Origin of the sequence: Methylobacterium sp. J-043 (assembly GCF_022829505.1) — a bacterium.
GTDB lineage: Bacteria > Pseudomonadota > Alphaproteobacteria > Rhizobiales > Beijerinckiaceae > Methylobacterium > Methylobacterium extorquens_A.
The window spans coordinates 83,174-98,685 of record NZ_JAKSYB010000049.1 but is presented as its reverse complement, the minus strand read 5'-3'; the positions used below and the strand labels follow the sequence as shown (position 1 = coordinate 98,685).

Sequence of the window (15,512 nt, the reverse complement as noted above, 5' to 3'; positions counted from 1 at the left end):
GTCCGCGACCGTGGGTCCGGATAGCTGCGTAGACGATTTCACGGGCATGCCCAAAACCCTACTGGCGCTCGTCTCCAACAGTGGCGGTGGCTGTTAATCTTGGGTTGTCGCGATCCAGCTTAAGCGGTTTCTTCCACGATGAGCCATCAACATCCTGTATCGGGCATTGCGAAGCGCCTCCTATCCCAATGCCCAATGTCGCTTTTGGGCAAAGCTGCAGCGAGACCCGGATGCCGCCACGGCTACGCGCGCTTCACATTCACGCGTGTTCACGATATGTTCTGAGCAGTATCTGAGTTGTTGCTGACCTCGCTGGCTTGCCGACCTTGGCAGTAAGATGCAATCTAACGGCGAGGAGAAGACGCTGATGGGCTTTTTCACGGACGAAGAATTACTGCAGCTTAAGATCAAGAAGATGATCCTGCATGTTGTCGGCGATGGAGATTTCGAGGCGCAGCCTGAGCTTCCAGCAGTTCAGCAGGGAGACTTTTTTCTTGCCCGAATCGGTGAAATCAATGCATCTGGTTTATTTAGATTTGAAGCCGGCTCGGCCACCAAAACCACTCTTGAGGCTATGGCAACAGGGAAGCAATCGTTCGAGAAGGGCGGACAAGCCTTAGCAAAAGCTTTCTCCGAATCGCACGTGGGAGCCAGCAAAGATGGAGCCTTTTTCGTATTCGAGTTGAAGCCTCTCAACGCGGGGGTGAAATTGTACGCGATGTTCAAGATCGACTACAAATCCGCTATCGAGCGCACGAGACAAGACGGAGCAATCCAGCTTCGGAAAATTGTCGAAGCTTTCATTGAAGATCGGAAAGTCGTTCAAAAATCTTGCCTCATAAAGGTAGCGCATGGCGTCGCCCTTTCAGATGTTTCAGCGAAGGATCGGATCGGACAAGCCCCTAATCTAACTGACTATTTTCAGAAATTCTTGGGCGTTCACCGAGAACGGTCGGACGAGGAATTAAATAAGTCTGCCTTGAACAGCGTGCGCAATGCGCTGAACGACGTTCAGTTGCATCTGCCGCAGAAGGATGTCGGCAAGGCTTTCGCGCTCGCCAAGGATGCCCTGCGGCATCGGCAAAGGATCGACACGAACGCAATTCACGAAGCTGTGCTTGCAGCTGCTGGGCCGGATCCTGCCGACGAGGCGAAGGCGGCGATTGATGCCGCGGTCGAAAAGCAGATCCGGAAACAGCGCCTGACGGGGTTGGCTTTCAAGCCCAACGCCCAAGCGCTACGTCGATCGCCGCGGCGTCGCGTGAAGACGGTGGAGGGCGTTGTCATCGAGTACCCTGCCGAACTTGAAGAAGTCTCTGTCCGTCGCGTCACCCACAAGGACGGACGGGCAACACTGACGATCGATACGAAGCACATTGAGCATGACGTCCTTGTCCCCGACAAAACTGTCCCATGAGGTGGATGCTCTGGTCGCGCAGAACCTCGCCGTCTTGGTCGAGACACCAGAGCATGTCATCCTTTCAGGGTTATCCGCTGAGAACGCGCGGCATGTGGGTCAACTGACCCGCGATCTCGTATGGGCGGCGATGTTTGAGGATGGAGCGGAGGCTGAGTGTGAGATAGCGGATCTCGGGGAGGATCTCGCGCCATACCGAGTTCGGATCGACAAGCCGCCTGCGCCATCGGAAACCGTGCGTTTGCTGACGTGCGCGGGATTTGCGCAATGGCTTGGGTTATCTAACGTCGCAGGACGGATCGAGGTTTGTCCGGCATCAGCGAACTTCACCACGTACGGATTTACCGTGTCGGCCTGGGGCGCTCAGGCCTTGCCGCCCGACAGGCCCGAGATCAAATCCCCACGCAAGCTCGTGCGCGAAGCTGGATCAGCCCGCATCGTGCCGGATGACATTCGTCCCTGGTTACTGGATGAGAAATCTGAGCCGCTCTGGCGTGATCGCGTGTTTCAAACTTGGGCGATTCAGGCGAGCGTTGCGCTTTCGCGTGCCTTATCCAGCGAGATCATGGACGAAGGCGAGACGCTGGTCTTTTCGGGACCACCGAAGCTCCAGACCAAACCCGGCGTCTTCGATTGGGATCGCGATTCGGACCGGGATGGATTCGGAGCGCTGCAAGCGGCGGCCCGATGGGTTTTTGAAAATGACCGAGAAGTCGAAACGCGCCATCGGCTCATGGCAATGGAAGTCGCTCGCTCCGCCTCCAGCAGCGCTCAGATCCCCGTGATCTTCACGGAGAACACAGTTCATCTCCTGGAAGGCGCACGCCTTGCTTTCCAAATGGGCCTGGAGGATCTGAGTAAGGATACAATCAAGGCGCTGACCGATCTCCGGAAAAGTCTCGCAGACGAAACGTCTAAGCTCGCAGACGGCATGCGCCAAATTGCGACATCTGTCGCCGGGGCGTTATTTGCAGGGCTCGGGTTGATCGTTGCACGAGTGAGTGCCTCAGCGCCGCCTAAGGTTATTGTACCCCTTGCAGGTATAATTTTTTGCTATGTTGTTGCGATAATTTTTAGCAACATTCAATATGTTTACATTCAAAGAGATATTCGCAAGGAATGGCGGGGTCGAATATATCGGTTTTTGAACGAAGACGATTATAATAAAATGGTCACGGTGCCGGCTGATAAGGCTGAGAACGCGCTGTTTATAGCGATGACGATTGGTGGGGTGATCACGCTGGTGATGCTTGGTGGGATAATTTTGACGTCTTAAGATCGCAGGGATAATCACTAAAAAGTACTTTAGTATTATCGATTTAATATTGAAAACTAGGTAGAATAAGGCGTGTAATGAAAATGGAAGAAATTCAAGACGTTAGAGACCTCAAATTGTACAATAATTTAGTATGTTTGTTGAAAAATGGTGCTACAATTGGAGAAACCTCAGCTAGCGAAACTATAATTGGGTTACATTTTACGGATTACGTAGGTGCCGGTCCTCTACGTGGCTGGCCACTTTGTTTCACGCCAGTGATTACAGCCAGTGGCGAAATACTAAAAATATCCATTGGTTTTTTGCCAAAAACAACGGTCGTTTATGTTGCTAAAGTTGCGCTAAGCGCAATATCGACAGACCCTATGAGTGATACATTTTTTAAAGCTCCTATAAAGAAAAATGCAAAAGTATTTGAACTTCAAGCATCAAAACCTATCAAAAAAGAACTATTGGTCTGCTTAAATATCAGAGAATACATGAACTTGTCTTCCGACCCAGAGGATGAATGGTACATTCAGTAAAAATAAAATTTAATTTATCTGTCTGTCGTCAGGTGATTTAGGACTGTTTGCGTTTCTCAGGAACGGAGGGTCAAGTCCATCTGGGTTGAGAAGTTAGGCAGCCTGCGCGTGATGGCGCAAGCGGCAATCCATGAGGGTCTGACGCTTGATCCGCGCCCGCTTCTGCATGATAGCCTCGCCGCGGCCGAAGTAGATGTCGGCAGGGGTGAGGTTGCCCAGGCTCTCGTGAGCCCGGAGATGGTTATAGTGCTCGACAAAGGCGGAGACCCGCGCCTCCAGTTCGCCGGGCGGGTAGGCATGTTCGAGCAGAATGCGGTTCTTGAGCGTCTGGTGCCAGCGCTCGATCTTGCCTTGGGTCTGCGGGTGGCGAGGGGCACCGCGGATGTGGGTCATGCCGCGGCTTTAGAGCCAGTCAGCCAAGTCACCTGCGACGTAGCTCGATCCGTTGTCGGTCAGCAGCCTCGGACGATGCACGACCTGTACCTGATCGACGCCAGGGGCATTCAGCGCCAAGTCTAGCGTGGCGGTGACGTCGCCGACCTGCATCGTCGCGCACAGGTTCCATGCCACGATGTAACGCGAGAAATCGTCCAGCATTGTCGACAGGTAGTACCAGCCCCATCCAACGACCTTCAGGTAGGTGAAGTCGGTCTGCCAGATCTGATTGGGTGCGGTGATCTTGTCGTGGAACGCGTCGGCGGCCTTGACGACGATGTAGGCCGGGCTGGTGATTGACCTGACCGGTGTTTTGGACCGGGCCAGATGGGAGGCTACTGCATGGTAGATGCCATGGGTAGCCGGTAGGCCAGATCCGGGAAGCTGACAGGCGCGGGCGGCCGGTAGCCCAGCGACGAATGCGGCCGGACACGGTTGTATGTGTTCTGCCATAGGCCAATCATAACCTGTGCTTCTCTCAGCGAGTAGAAGATCTCCTGGCGTAGGCATACGGAATAGCGCTCCAGCGCCAACGAGCTTCAGCGTTCATCACCTCGCCGCTGTTCGGTAAAGCATTGCAAACAAAGAAGAAGGCGCGCGGATCACTCCGCACGCCTTCCTCTCAAGCGCAGCTTTATGCCGCTTTAATAGTCACAAACACCGCTAAAAACGAAATGTTTCGGTACTCATCACGGGTCTTTGACACCTTTGTTTCCTAGGAACAGCCTGTGGTGCTGCCGCATGTGTCGCATTTTAGGCAAGTGCCATTTCTAACGAGTGTGAAGTTGGCACACTCTGGGCAAGCTTCTCCGACATAACCTTTAAGGCGAGCCTCTGCGCGTCTGGAAGCAATGGACGTTCTCTCGACAAATTCAGGATTGGAAAACTGGAGCCGGATCTCTTCTGCTTGTTCCGGATCTGATTTTGCCTTCAGCGCCGTCGCACCCAGCACGGCGTGGACCGTGCCGCCGGCCGGGGCCGTCTGGCCCGTGGCAGCCGCGGCGACACCCATCGTCGCGCCCGACGGGCCGCCCTGGATCAGGGTGAGCCGATCGGCCGAGCCGCGCAGCAGGCCGCGAGAGACGACCGCCGAGGCGGCCGGGGCCGGCTTGCCCGTCTCGCGGGTGGTGTCGCCCTCGCCGCCGCCGAGCACCGTGCCGCCGATCTCGGCCGGGTTGACGTGGGCAAGGTCGGTCCGTCCGAGATACGAGACCGCCAGTTCGCGGAACACGTAGTCGAGCAGCGAGGTCGCGTTCTTGATCGCGTCGTTGCCCTGCACGAAGCCCGCCGGCTCGAAGCGGGTGAAGGTGAAGGCCTCGACGTATTCCTCCAGCGGCACGCCGTATTGGAGGCCGAGCGAGATCGCGATGGCGAAGTTGTTCATCAGGCTCCGGAAGGTCGCGCCCTCCTTGTGCATGTCGATGAAGATCTCGCCGAGCCGCCCGTCGTCGTACTCGCCGGTGCGCAGGTAGACCTTGTGCCCGCCGACGACCGCCTTCTGGGTGTAGCCCTTGCGGCGATCCGGCATCTTCTCGCGCGAGCGGATCCGCTCGATGCGCTCGATCACCCGTTCGACGATCTTCTCTGCCGCCGCCGTCGCCTTGGCGGCGGCCGGGGCCTGGATGATCGCCTCAAGAGCCTCGTCGGCCTCCTCCTCGTCATCGGCGATCAGCGCCGAGTTGAGCGGCTGCGAGAGCTTGGAGCCGTCGCGGTAGAGTGCATTCGCCTTCAGCGCGAGGCGCCAGGACAGCAGGTAGGCCGCCTTGCAATCCTCGACCGTGGCGTCGTTGGGCATGTTGATGGTCTTGGAGATCGCCCCCGAGATGAAGGGCTGCGCCGCAGCCATCATCTGGATGTGGCTCTCGACCGAGAGGTAGCGCTTTCCGGTGCGCCCGCAGGGGTTGGCGCAATCGAACACCGCGTAGTGCTCGGGCTTGAGGAAGGGCGCACCCTCCAGCGTCATCGCTCCGCAGACATGGGTGTTGGCGGCCTCGATCTCGCGCTTCGAGAAGCCGAGGAAGGGGAGCAACTCGAAGGTCGGGTCGGCCAGCTTCTCGGCGGGCACCTTGAGGGTGTCCTTGAGGAAGTCGTCGCCGAGGTTCCAGCGGTTGAACACGAACTTGATGTCGAAGGCCGACTTCAGCCCGGCTTCCACCGCCGCGATCTTGTCGTCGGTGAAGCCCTTGGCGCGGAGCGACCCTGGGTTGATCGCCGGCGCCTGGCCCATGGAGCCGTGGCCGACGGCGTAAGCCTCGATCTCGGCGATCTCGGCTTCGCGGTAGCCCAGCGCCCGCAGGGCGTCGGGGGCGGCTTGGTTGATGATCTTGAAGTAGCCGCCGCCGGCGAGCTTCTTAAACTTCACCAGGGCGAAGTCGGGCTCGATGCCGGTGGTGTCGCAATCCATCACGAGGCCGATCGTGCCGGTCGGCGCGATCACGGTGGCCTGCGCGTTGCGGTAGCCGTGCTGCTCGCCGAGCGACAGCGCCCGGTCCCAGGCCGCGCGGGCATGGGCGCCGATATCGGCCTGCGGGATGTTGGCGTGGTCGAGGGGCACGGGGGCGACGTTCAGGCCTTCGTAGCCGGCGGCCTCGCCATGCGCCGCGCGGCGATGGTTGCGGATCACCCGCAGCATGTGCCCGGCGTTGTCCGGATACGCCTCGAAGGTGCCGAGTTCGGCCGCCATCTCGGCGGAGGTGGCGTAGGCCACGCCCGTCATGATCGCGGTGAGCGCGCCGGCGAGCGCCCGGCCCTTATCGGAATCGTAGGGCAGGCCCATGGTCATCAGCAGGCCGCCGATGTTGGCGTAGCCGAGGCCCAGGGTGCGGTACTTGTAGGAAAGCTCGGCGATCTCCTTCGAGGGAAACTGCGCCATCATCACCGAGATTTCGAGCACCACCGTCCAGAGCCGGTTGAGGTGCTCGAAGGCGTGCGTGTCGAAGTGCTTGGCCCCACGATCGTACATCGTCAGCAGGTTGGCGCTGGCGAGGTTACAGGCGGTGTCGTCGAGGAACATGTACTCGGAGCACGGGTTCGAGGCCCGGATCCGCCCGCCCTCCGGGCAGGTGTGCCAGTCGTTCATCGTGGTGTTGAAGTGCAGGCCCGGATCGGCCGAGGCCCAGGCCGCCTCACCGATCTTCTCCCACAGGTCGCGCGCCTGGGGCGTCTTCACGACCTTGCCCGTGGTGCGGGAGGTCAGGCTCCACGGCCCGTCCGCTTCCACCGCGCGCAAGAACTCGTCGGTCAGCGAGACCGAGTTGTTGGAGTTCTGGCCGGCGACCGTGAGGTAGGCCTCCGAATCCCAATCGGTGTCGTAGACGGGGAAGTCGATCTTGGTGAAGCCTTGCTTAGCGAACTGCACGACGCGCTTGATGTACGCGTCCGGCACCATCGCCTTGCGGGCGGCCTTGATCTCGCGCTTGAGCGCCGGGTTGCGCTCGGGGTCGAAGCAGGCGTCACCCTCGGCCTCGCACTGGGTGCAGGCCTTCATCACCGCGGTGAGGTGCTTGGAGACGACCTTGGAGCCAGTCACCAGCGCGGCAACCTTCTGCTCCTCCTTCACCTTCCAGTCGATGAAGTTCTCGACATCGGGATGGTCGATATCGACGATCACCATCTTGGCAGCGCGCCGGGTGGTGCCGCCGGACTTGATCGCGCCCGCCGCCCGGTCGCCGATCTTGAGGAACGACATCAGGCCGGACGACTTGCCGCCGCCGCCGAGCTTTTCGTTCTCGCCGCGCAGCATGGAGAAGTTCGAGCCGGTGCCCGAGCCGTACTTGAACAGGCGCGCTTCGCGCACCCACAGGTCCATGATGCCGCCCTCGTTGACGAGGTCGTCCTGCACGGACTGGATGAAGCAGGCATGCGGCTGCGGGTGCTCGTACGCGGTGGCCGACTTCGTCAGCACACCGGTCTTCGGGTCGCAGTAGAAATGGCCCTGGCTCGGCCCGTCGATGCCGTAGGCCCAGTGCAGGCCGGTGTTGAACCATTGCGGCGAGTTCGGCGCCACCATCTGGCGGGCGAGCATGAAGCGCAGCTCGTCCTGGAACGCCGAGGCGTCCTCCTCCGAGGAGAAGTAACCGCCCTTCCAGCCCCAGTAGGTCCAGCAGCCGGCGAGCCGGTCGAACACCTGGGTGGAGGAGATCTCGGAAACGAAGCGCTCTTCCTCCGGCAGTTCGGCGAGCGCGGCCTCATCCGGCACTGCGCGCCAGAGGAAGGAGGGGACGCTGTTCTCTTCCACCTTCTTCAGGCGGGCCGGGACGCCGGCCTTGCGGAAATACTTCTGCGCCAGCACGTCGGCGGCGACCTGGCTCCAGCTCTCCGGCACGGAAATGCCGTCGAGCCGGAAGACGATCGAGCCGTCCGGGTTGCGAATCTCGCTCACCGCCTTGCGGAAGGCGATGGCTGCGTAGGGCGATTGGCCTGCCGTGGTGTAGCGCCGCTCGAACCGCATGAATCCCTCTCCCTCGGAGCCAAGCGACCCCGTGCCGCGGCGCAGGCCGCGGATCATGGATGAAAAGCCGGATGTGCCTCGGCCGATTCGGAGCCCCCCAACAGACGACGTGGGGACCTGTCCGCCATGCGAAAACGGGGTTCTTCCCAAACCCCGCCGAACCGTTCGAAGCGATGCCCGGACCTTACGTCCGAGTGGCCATCTGCGTCAATAACTAGTGCCGGCTACCCGTGTTCCGCGCTAGATGTTGTGTTCTGCGTGATAAATCTGTGGATATTCGAGGCGCTTCGCTAAGTGGCCTTTCGGCTTGATCGAATCCGCCGGGAAATTTTTTCGGTCCACAGGGAGCGCTGCGCGTTTGGCCGCCCGCGGCAGGGTCGGACAGGGTTAACGGCGGCGCGAGACAGGGGAAGCGTGCCGTAAATGCGACAGCGACCCGGAGTGCTGGACTCATACGCGCGCGGCGACCATAACGACCGCGGCGACGGCACCGCGGGTCCGTCGCTTGCCGGAGGAATCATGGCCCTCAAGGACACGCTGCTGCGCATCTTCACTTGGTGGAACGGGCAGACGATGTCGCTCGCGCTCTATACCGCGCGCAGCGGCCAGTTCGTCGGCTCGGACGAGCTGGGCAACAAGTACTACAAGGCGCTGGGCCCGTTGATCGACCGCTCGGTCGGCCCGGAGCGGCGCTGGGTGGTCTATAATGGCTATGCCGACGCCTCCCGTGTGCCGCCGGGCTGGCGGGCGTGGCTGTGCCACAACGGCGACGTCGCCCCGAGCGAGGAGGATTATCGCCCCCGCGAGTGGCAGAAAGCCCATGAGGAGAACCTCACCGGCACGGCGGCCGCTTACCGGCCGAAGGGCTCGCAGCTCTCCTGGGGCCAGCGCCCGGCCGCGACCGGCGACTATGTGCCGTGGACGCCGGGCGAGTAGATCCTGCCGAGGCGCAAGCGCCGACCACGACCGCCCGCGTCGTGGCCGGCGCGTAACCCGGCCGGAACTGAGAGGCTCACGGCCCTGCCGCCCTTTTTCCACCACCCTTGGGGTGTTGGAACGGCGTCACCTTTTGCCGGCCGCGAGGGCCGGCGCCAGACTCAAGAGGGCGCCTTGAGCCGCATCCCTGCAACGATCCTGCGCCGGACCGCACTCGGCACGCTCGCCCTGGCGCTCTGTGCGCTGCCGGCCTCGGCCGACAAGATCAAGAACCCGACCGCGGTGTTCTCCGGCCTCGACAAGATCACCGGCCGGATCGTGACCTTCGAGGTCGCCATCGACGAGACGGTGCAGTTCGGCGCACTGCAGATGACGCCGCGGGTCTGCTACTCGCGCCCGCCGACCGAGACGCCGAAGACCACGGCCTTCCTCGAAGTCGACGAGGTGACGCTCGACAGCAAATACCGGCGCATCTTCACCGGCTGGATGTTCGCGTCGAGTCCCGGCCTGCACGCCATCGAGCACCCGATCTACGATGTGTGGCTGACCGATTGTAAGGGCGGCTCCGACGTGATCGCCGAGGCGAAGGAGCAGGAGGAAGTGCCCGCGCTCGCCTCGCGCCAGGACAAGCCGAAGAAGAAGGGCGCGGACCCGACTAAGACGGCCTCGCAAGTCAACCAGAACGGTCAGGTCGACGTCGAGGGGCCGCGGGGCGTGCCGGTCCAGCCCAAGCAGAAGCCCTCGCGCAAGTTCTTCCCGAACAACGAGGGGCCGGCAGCGGCCCCACCGCCTCCGCGCGAGCCGCAGTCTATCTTCGACGCGATCTTCCGGTAGCCATTCCTACGACGCCAGCCGCTGCCGTGAGGTCATGAAGGGCCCGAGCGGCTGGCGGGCGGCGGCGAAGGACGCGAGCCCGATCGGGCGTGGCATGCCGACATAGATCGCCTCCATCCCACCCGAGAGCCGGTAGGCCTCGTGCCAGAAGCCGTTGCCGGCCGGATCGCGGCCGAAATCCCGCCACCACGTCTTGTGCGGGTCCGAGCGGGTGAAAGCCTCCAGGCTTTCCAGATCGCGCCAGTACTGCCGCATGCCGATATGGTTGAGGCCGTAGACGAGGTTCTCGTGCGCCAGCAGCCCATCCGGCCGCTCGCGCTGCATCTGAGCCAGCCCGCGCCCGATGCCGAGCAGGGCCTTCAGGCCCCGCATCCGTCCGACGCGAAAGCCGAGATAGACCACGACAAGGCCCGGATAGGCCGAGAGATCGACCGAGTCCCGCGTAGGCCGGCCGTTCGCGGCCGCTTGCCTATCCGACATCTGCATGGCACCCCTCCATGTTTACGATGTAATCATAGGTGCGCTGCTTACAGTGTCAACATCGAAGGGCGAACCGAACGCGACCAAGGGCGGCTACCATCACGGCGATCTGCGCGAGGCCCTGGTCGCGGCGGGTCTGTCGATCCTGGAGGAGGGCGGTGATCTGGCCTCGCTCGGCCTGCGCGAGACCGCGCGCCGGGCGGGCGTCTCGGCGATGGCGCCCTACCGGCACTTCCCCGACAAGGATGCCCTGCTTGCGGCGGTGGCCATCGTCGGCTTCGAGCGGCTGCGCGCGGCGCTGGAGGAGGCGGATCGGGGAGGGGACGGGGCGGGTCGCGAGGCCCTCTACGCGCAAGGGGCGGTCTATGTCGCTTTCGCCTCTGCGCAGCCCGGATTGTTCCGCCTGATGTTCGGCGGGGTGCGCTCCGGCGGATCACGGCCCCAGGCGCTGTGCGAAGCCTCCGCCGCCGCCTACGCGGTGCTGGCGGAGCGGGTCGCCGCGCTGGTGCCGGGCGCAAACGCCGCCGACGAGGCCCTGCGGTCCTGGGCGCTCGTCCACGGGATCGCCTCGCTCGTCATCGACGGCTTGCTCGGGGACGCTGTGCGGACCGATCCGCAGGCGGCCGCCATTCTCGCCGGCCGCCTTCTGCGGCTGGAGGTCATTCCCGTATAAAAGAAAGGGATTCCAAAGAGATCATCCCTTTGCCGGGGTGGAACCCCGGCTGTCCTCCAGGGCTCTGCCCTGGACGCGCGAAAGGACTTGTCCTTTCGAAACTTCAACTACGCCTCAGCGCTGCCGATCCCGAGGGCGGCCAGGGCTTCGGCGCCGCGAAAGACCCGGTCCGACGGACCCCACTCGGCCCGCTCGGTGATCGCGGCGGCGAGCTGGCGCTTGTAGATGTGGCGCGGCATTTCCTCGACGCCGAACTGGCTCAGATGATCGGTCAGGAACTGCGTGTCGGCGAGGCGGTAACCGCCGGAGCGCAGCCGCGCGACCAGATGGACCAGGGCGACCTTCGAGGCGTCGCGCACCTCGTGGAACATGCTCTCGCCGAAGAAGGCCGCCCCCAGCGAGACGCCGTAGAGCCCGCCGGCGAGGCGCCCCTCGTGGTAGACCTCGATCGTGTGGCAATGGCCGAGATCGAACAGCGCGCCGTAAAGGTCGCGGATGCGGGCGTTGATCCAGGTGCGGGCCGTATCCCGGCGCGGGGCGGCGCAGCCGTCGATCACCGCATCGAAATCCCGGTCGCTGACGACCTCGAACCCGTCGGAGCGCACGGTGCGGGCGAGGCGCTTGGGCACGTGGAAGCGGTCGAGGGGCAGCACCCCGCGGGCGCGGGGCTCAACCCAATAGATCGTCGGATCGTCCGCATCCTCGGCCATCGGGAAGATCCCGGCGGCATAGGCCTTGAGCAGGATGTCGGGCGTGATGTCCACGGGCGGCCTGTCGTGCATCGAAGCGTTGTCGCTCCGGCGGAGGCGGAACGCCAGACCCATCACGTCGCGGACGGGCATCGGAGCGCGGTCCCTGACCGTCTCGAAAAGCATTCTCCGCTGTCATTCCGGGGCGCCGAAGGCAGACCCGGAATCCACGATTGAGCTCTACGCCCAGCCTCGGCGACGCATCACGGATGGATCCCGGGTTCCGTTGCGCGGCCCCGGAATGACGGCGATGGTCAGAAGCAGCCGGCCCGCAACGGGACCGGCAGTCGATCGACGAGGAACGTGTCGCCGCCGTTCAGCGTCTCTGGTCGGTCTCGGACAATTCCTCGCGGGCCAGGAAGCCTTCGAGCCAGTGGATGTCGTAGAGGCCGTTCTGCACGTCGGCGTTGCGCACCAGCGTGCGGAACAGCGGCAGCGTGGTGTCGATGCCGTCGACCACGAACTCGTCCAACGCCCGGCGCAAGCGCATCAGGCACTCGTTGCGGGTGCGCCCGTGCACGATCAGCTTGCCGATCAGCGAGTCGTAGTTCGAGGGAATCCGGTAGCCCTGGAACGCGGCCGAATCGACCCGGACGCCGAGACCGCCCGGCGGGTGGAAGTAGGTGATCAGCCCCGGCGAGGGCCGGAAGGTCGAAGGGTGCTCGGCGTTGATCCGGCACTCGATGGCGTGGCCCTCGACCTTGATGTCCTCCTGAGCCACCGACAAGCCGCCGCCGGCGGCAACCCGGATCTGCTCGTTCACGAGATCGATCCCGGTGATCATCTCAGTGACGGGATGCTCCACCTGAATCCGGGTGTTCATCTCGATGAAATAGAATCGCCCGTCCTCGTAGAGGAACTCGATGGTGCCGGCGCCGAGATAACCGAGTTCGCGCATGGCGTTGGCGCAGATGCCGCCGATCTCGGCGCGCATCGCCTCGTTGAGGGCCGGCGAACCGCCTTCCTCCCAGACCTTCTGGTGGCGGCGCTGGAGCGAGCAGTCGCGCTCGGCCAGATGCACCGCGTTGCCCTTGCCGTCGCCGAGGATCTGCACCTCGATGTGGCGCGGTTTGGTCAGGTATTTCTCGAGGTAGACCGCATCGTCGCCGAAGGCGGCCTTGGCCTCGGTGCGGGCCATGTCCAGGGCCTGCTCCAGCTCGCTTTCCGAGCGGGCGACCTTCATGCCGCGCCCGCCGCCGCCGGAGGCGGCCTTCACCAGCACGGGATAGCCGATCTCGGCAGCCACGCGCTTGGCCTCGTCCGGATCGGTGACGCCGCCCTCCGAGCCCGGAACGCAGGGAATGCCGAGGCGCTTGGCGGTGCGCTTGGCCTCGATCTTGTCGCCCATGATGCGGATATGCTCCGCCTTGGGGCCGATGAAGCCGATGTTGTGATGCGCCAGAACCTCGGCGAACCGGGCGTTCTCCGACAGGAAGCCGTAGCCGGGATGCACGGCGTCCGCCCCGGTGATCTCGCAGGCGGCGATGATCGAGGGGATGTTGAGGTAGCTGTCGCGGGCGGCCGGCGGGCCGATACAGACGCTCTCGTCGGCCAGCCGCACATGCATGGCGTCGGCATCCGCCGTCGAGTGGACCGCGACGGTGGCGATACCGAGCTCCTTCGCCGCCCGCAGGATGCGGAGTGCGATCTCGCCGCGGTTGGCGATCAGGATCTTGTCGAACATCGCGGGGAGGCTACTCGAGAACGAGGAGGGCTTCGCCGTACTCGACCGGCATCCCATCCTCGATGAAGATCGCGGTCACCGTACCGGCGCGGGGCGCGACGATTTCGTTGAAGGTCTTCATGGCCTCGACCAGCAGAAGCTTGTCGCCGGCCTGGACCTTCGTGCCGATCTCGATGAACGGCTTGGCGTCCGGCGAGGGGCGCAGGTAGGCGGTGCCGACCATGGGCGACGGCACGGCGCCGGGATGGCCCGCGCCGGATTTGGCGGGGGCCGGCGCCAGGGCAGCAGGCGGCGCCGCGACCGGTGCCGCCGCAGCGGCCGGGGCGGCGGGCGCGACCTGAACCGAGACCGTCTCGATCTTGCGGGCGACGCGGATGCGCAGATCGCCCTTCTCGACCTCGATCTCGGTCAGATCGGTCTCGGCGACCATCCGGGCGAGTTCGCGCACCAGTTCGGGATCGAAGGGTTCGTTCTTGGCCATCGGCTCGTAGTTCTGAGGTCAGGAGGCGGACGGGGTGCGTCCGCGCAGGAGATGGGCGAGGGCGTCGAGCCCCAGGACGTAACTGTGGGCACCGAAGCCCGAAATCAAACCGGCGCAGACCGGTGCGATCCGCGAGACGTGGCGGAAGTCCTCGCGGGCATGGACGTTGGAGAGGTGGATCTCCACCGCCGTCACCCCCGACCCCTTGATCGCGTCACGGAGCGCGATCGAGGTGTGCGTGTAGGCGGCGGCGTTGATGAGCACCCCGGCCCCGGCGGCACCGGCCTCCTGCACGAACGTCACGAGTTCGCCCTCGTGATTCGTCTGACGGAAGGTCAGGGCGATATCGAGGCGAGCCGCCTGCTCCCGCAGGTTTTGCTCGATGTCGGCAAGCGTGGCGGCGCCGTAGATGCCCGGCTCGCGCTGGCCCAGGAGATTGAGGTTCGGCCCGTTGAGGCAGTGAATCGCGATCATGCCGTCCGGCTGCGTCGGCCGGAGGCTTCGCGAACCGCCCGGCAGGAGGGGCGGTCTTAGACGAGTGCGTCGGTGCGCGACAAGGGCGGTTGCCGGCCGGTTGTCCGGCCAAGCTTTCAATAAGTCCAGCGTTGTGCCTTGTTCACGAGGAAATCGCGAAAGGCCTGGACGCGGGCGACCGAGCGCATCTCCTCGGCATAGACGAGATAGCTCTCCATCGTCGGCATTTCGCTCTCGCGCAGCACCTGGACGAGGCTCTCGTTCCCGTCGACGGCGTAGTCCGGCAGGATGCCGACGCCGACGCCCGCCTCCATCGCCTTGTGGAGGGCGGTGATGTTGTTGACCGTGAAGTGGACCGGACGGCGCTCGTCCCCCTCGCGGCCGATGCTGGCGAGATAGTGGGTCGCGAGCAGATAGGACGGCTCGTTGCCGCCGAACGAGACGAGGCGGTGCTCATCGAGGTCGCTGATGGTCTTGGGCTCGCCGAAGCGCTTGACGTAATCGGGGCTCGCGAAAGCGTGATAGTGCACCGTGAACAGCCGCCGCTGGATCAGGTCGGGCTGGGCCGGGCGGCGCATGCGGATCGCGATGTCGGCCTCGCGCATGGCGAGGTCCAACTCCTCGTTGGTGAGAACCAGCTCGATCCGCACATCCGGATAGAGGTCGAGGAATTCCGAGACGCGCTGCGACAGCCAGGAGGTGCCCAGGCCCACCGTCGTCGTCACGCGCAGGTCGCCGGAGGGGCGCTCGCTGGTCTCGACGAGGCGGGCGCGGGTGTTCTCCAGCCTCAGCTTCATGTCGCGCGCGGCGCGAAACAGCAGGTCGCCCTGCTCGGTCAGGATCAGGCCCCGGGCATGCCGGTGGAACAGCGGCGCCTTCAACTCCCGCTCGAGGGCGCTGATCTGCCGGCTCACCGCCGACTGGCTGAGGCCGATGTCGTCGCCCGCCCGCGTGAAGCTGCCGGCCTCCGCGACGTTGAGGAAAATCCGGATCTTGTCCCAATCCAAGGCCGTCACTCCCGCCCGTCGAGGTCGGCCCGTCGCAGTCCGCCCCTACGGGCGGCCGCGACCTTCGGGCGTTGCACGACGCCAGTCTGTTG

General features: G+C 63.6%; 13 protein-coding genes and 2 pseudogenes. 6 read left to right on the top strand and 9 right to left on the bottom strand.

What is annotated here, in order from left to right:
- Positions 1-367: 367 nt before the first annotated feature.
- The 3 genes from MKK50_RS13635 to MKK50_RS13625 all read left to right on the top strand — a co-directional run bounded on the left by MKK50_RS13635 (position 368) and on the right by MKK50_RS13625 (position 3,217).
- Positions 368-1,417: a nucleoid-associated protein gene (locus MKK50_RS13635; protein ID WP_499022976.1), complete on the top strand. Its 1,050-nt coding sequence runs from the start codon at positions 368-370 to the stop codon at positions 1,415-1,417.
- A complete protein-coding gene (locus MKK50_RS13630) occupies positions 1,383-2,693 on the top strand; it encodes a hypothetical protein (RefSeq protein WP_499022973.1) in 1,311 nt (436 codons plus the stop codon). The genes MKK50_RS13635 and MKK50_RS13630 overlap by 35 nt, the downstream gene beginning before the upstream one ends.
- A gap of 77 nt (positions 2,694-2,770) precedes the next feature.
- A complete protein-coding gene (locus MKK50_RS13625; protein ID WP_499022970.1) occupies positions 2,771-3,217 on the top strand; it encodes a hypothetical protein in 447 nt (148 codons plus the stop codon).
- Positions 3,218-3,310: 93 nt separating this feature from the next.
- Here MKK50_RS13625 and MKK50_RS13620 read toward each other — a convergent pair.
- The 3 genes and pseudogenes from MKK50_RS13620 to MKK50_RS13610 form a co-directional block, all read right to left on the bottom strand.
- Positions 3,311-3,949, bottom strand: a pseudogene (locus MKK50_RS13620) (transposase); the annotation flags it as partial.
- 38 nt (positions 3,950-3,987) lie between these two features.
- Positions 3,988-4,158: pseudogene (locus MKK50_RS13615) on the bottom strand (integrase core domain-containing protein); the annotation flags it as partial.
- Between the two features lie 209 nt (positions 4,159-4,367).
- A complete protein-coding gene (locus MKK50_RS13610) occupies positions 4,368-8,102 on the bottom strand; it encodes a vitamin B12-dependent ribonucleotide reductase (RefSeq protein ID WP_499022967.1) in 3,735 nt (1,244 codons plus the stop codon).
- Between the two features lie 519 nt (positions 8,103-8,621).
- Between MKK50_RS13610 and MKK50_RS13605 the strand changes: the two genes are divergently transcribed.
- Both MKK50_RS13605 and MKK50_RS13600 read left to right on the top strand, forming a co-directional pair.
- On the top strand, positions 8,622-9,038 hold the full coding sequence (locus MKK50_RS13605; protein WP_499022965.1) for an NADH:ubiquinone oxidoreductase subunit NDUFA12: 417 nt from the start codon (positions 8,622-8,624) through the stop codon (positions 9,036-9,038).
- 174 nt (positions 9,039-9,212) lie between these two features.
- Entirely contained in the window at positions 9,213-9,872 is a 660-nt protein-coding gene (locus MKK50_RS13600; protein ID WP_499022963.1) for a DUF2155 domain-containing protein, read from the top strand.
- Between the two features lie 6 nt (positions 9,873-9,878).
- Here MKK50_RS13600 and MKK50_RS13595 read toward each other — a convergent pair whose 3' ends face one another.
- Positions 9,879-10,358 (bottom strand): monooxygenase family protein, encoded by a 480-nt coding sequence (locus tag MKK50_RS13595; protein WP_499022960.1) that lies wholly within the window; start codon positions 10,356-10,358, stop codon positions 9,879-9,881.
- Positions 10,359-10,404: 46 nt separating this feature from the next.
- Here MKK50_RS13595 and MKK50_RS13590 point away from each other — a divergent pair, with 46 nt between their 5' ends.
- Positions 10,405-11,025 (top strand): TetR/AcrR family transcriptional regulator, encoded by a 621-nt coding sequence (locus MKK50_RS13590; RefSeq protein ID WP_499022958.1) that lies wholly within the window; start codon positions 10,405-10,407, stop codon positions 11,023-11,025.
- A gap of 107 nt (positions 11,026-11,132) precedes the next feature.
- On the opposite strand, the gene aat is transcribed toward MKK50_RS13590, so the two are convergent.
- From aat to MKK50_RS13565, 5 genes are all read right to left on the bottom strand, one after another.
- On the bottom strand, positions 11,133-11,807 hold the full coding sequence (gene aat / locus MKK50_RS13585) for a leucyl/phenylalanyl-tRNA--protein transferase (protein WP_499023188.1): 675 nt from the start codon (positions 11,805-11,807) through the stop codon (positions 11,133-11,135).
- Positions 11,808-12,090: 283 nt separating this feature from the next.
- Positions 12,091-13,458 carry an acetyl-CoA carboxylase biotin carboxylase subunit gene (gene accC, locus MKK50_RS13580; protein ID WP_499022956.1) on the bottom strand — a complete coding sequence of 456 codons (1,368 nt, stop codon included), beginning with the start codon at positions 13,456-13,458 and terminating at the stop codon, positions 12,091-12,093.
- A gap of 10 nt (positions 13,459-13,468) precedes the next feature.
- Complete coding sequence (gene accB, locus MKK50_RS13575; RefSeq protein WP_253373872.1) at positions 13,469-13,939, bottom strand: acetyl-CoA carboxylase biotin carboxyl carrier protein; 471 nt, start codon at positions 13,937-13,939, stop codon at positions 13,469-13,471.
- Between the two features lie 18 nt (positions 13,940-13,957).
- On the bottom strand, positions 13,958-14,413 hold the full coding sequence (aroQ, locus tag MKK50_RS13570) for a type II 3-dehydroquinate dehydratase (RefSeq protein ID WP_056205087.1): 456 nt from the start codon (positions 14,411-14,413) through the stop codon (positions 13,958-13,960).
- A gap of 116 nt (positions 14,414-14,529) precedes the next feature.
- Positions 14,530-15,420 (bottom strand): LysR family transcriptional regulator, encoded by an 891-nt coding sequence (locus tag MKK50_RS13565; protein WP_003598214.1) that lies wholly within the window; start codon positions 15,418-15,420, stop codon positions 14,530-14,532.
- Between the last annotated feature and the right edge of the window lie 92 nt (positions 15,421-15,512).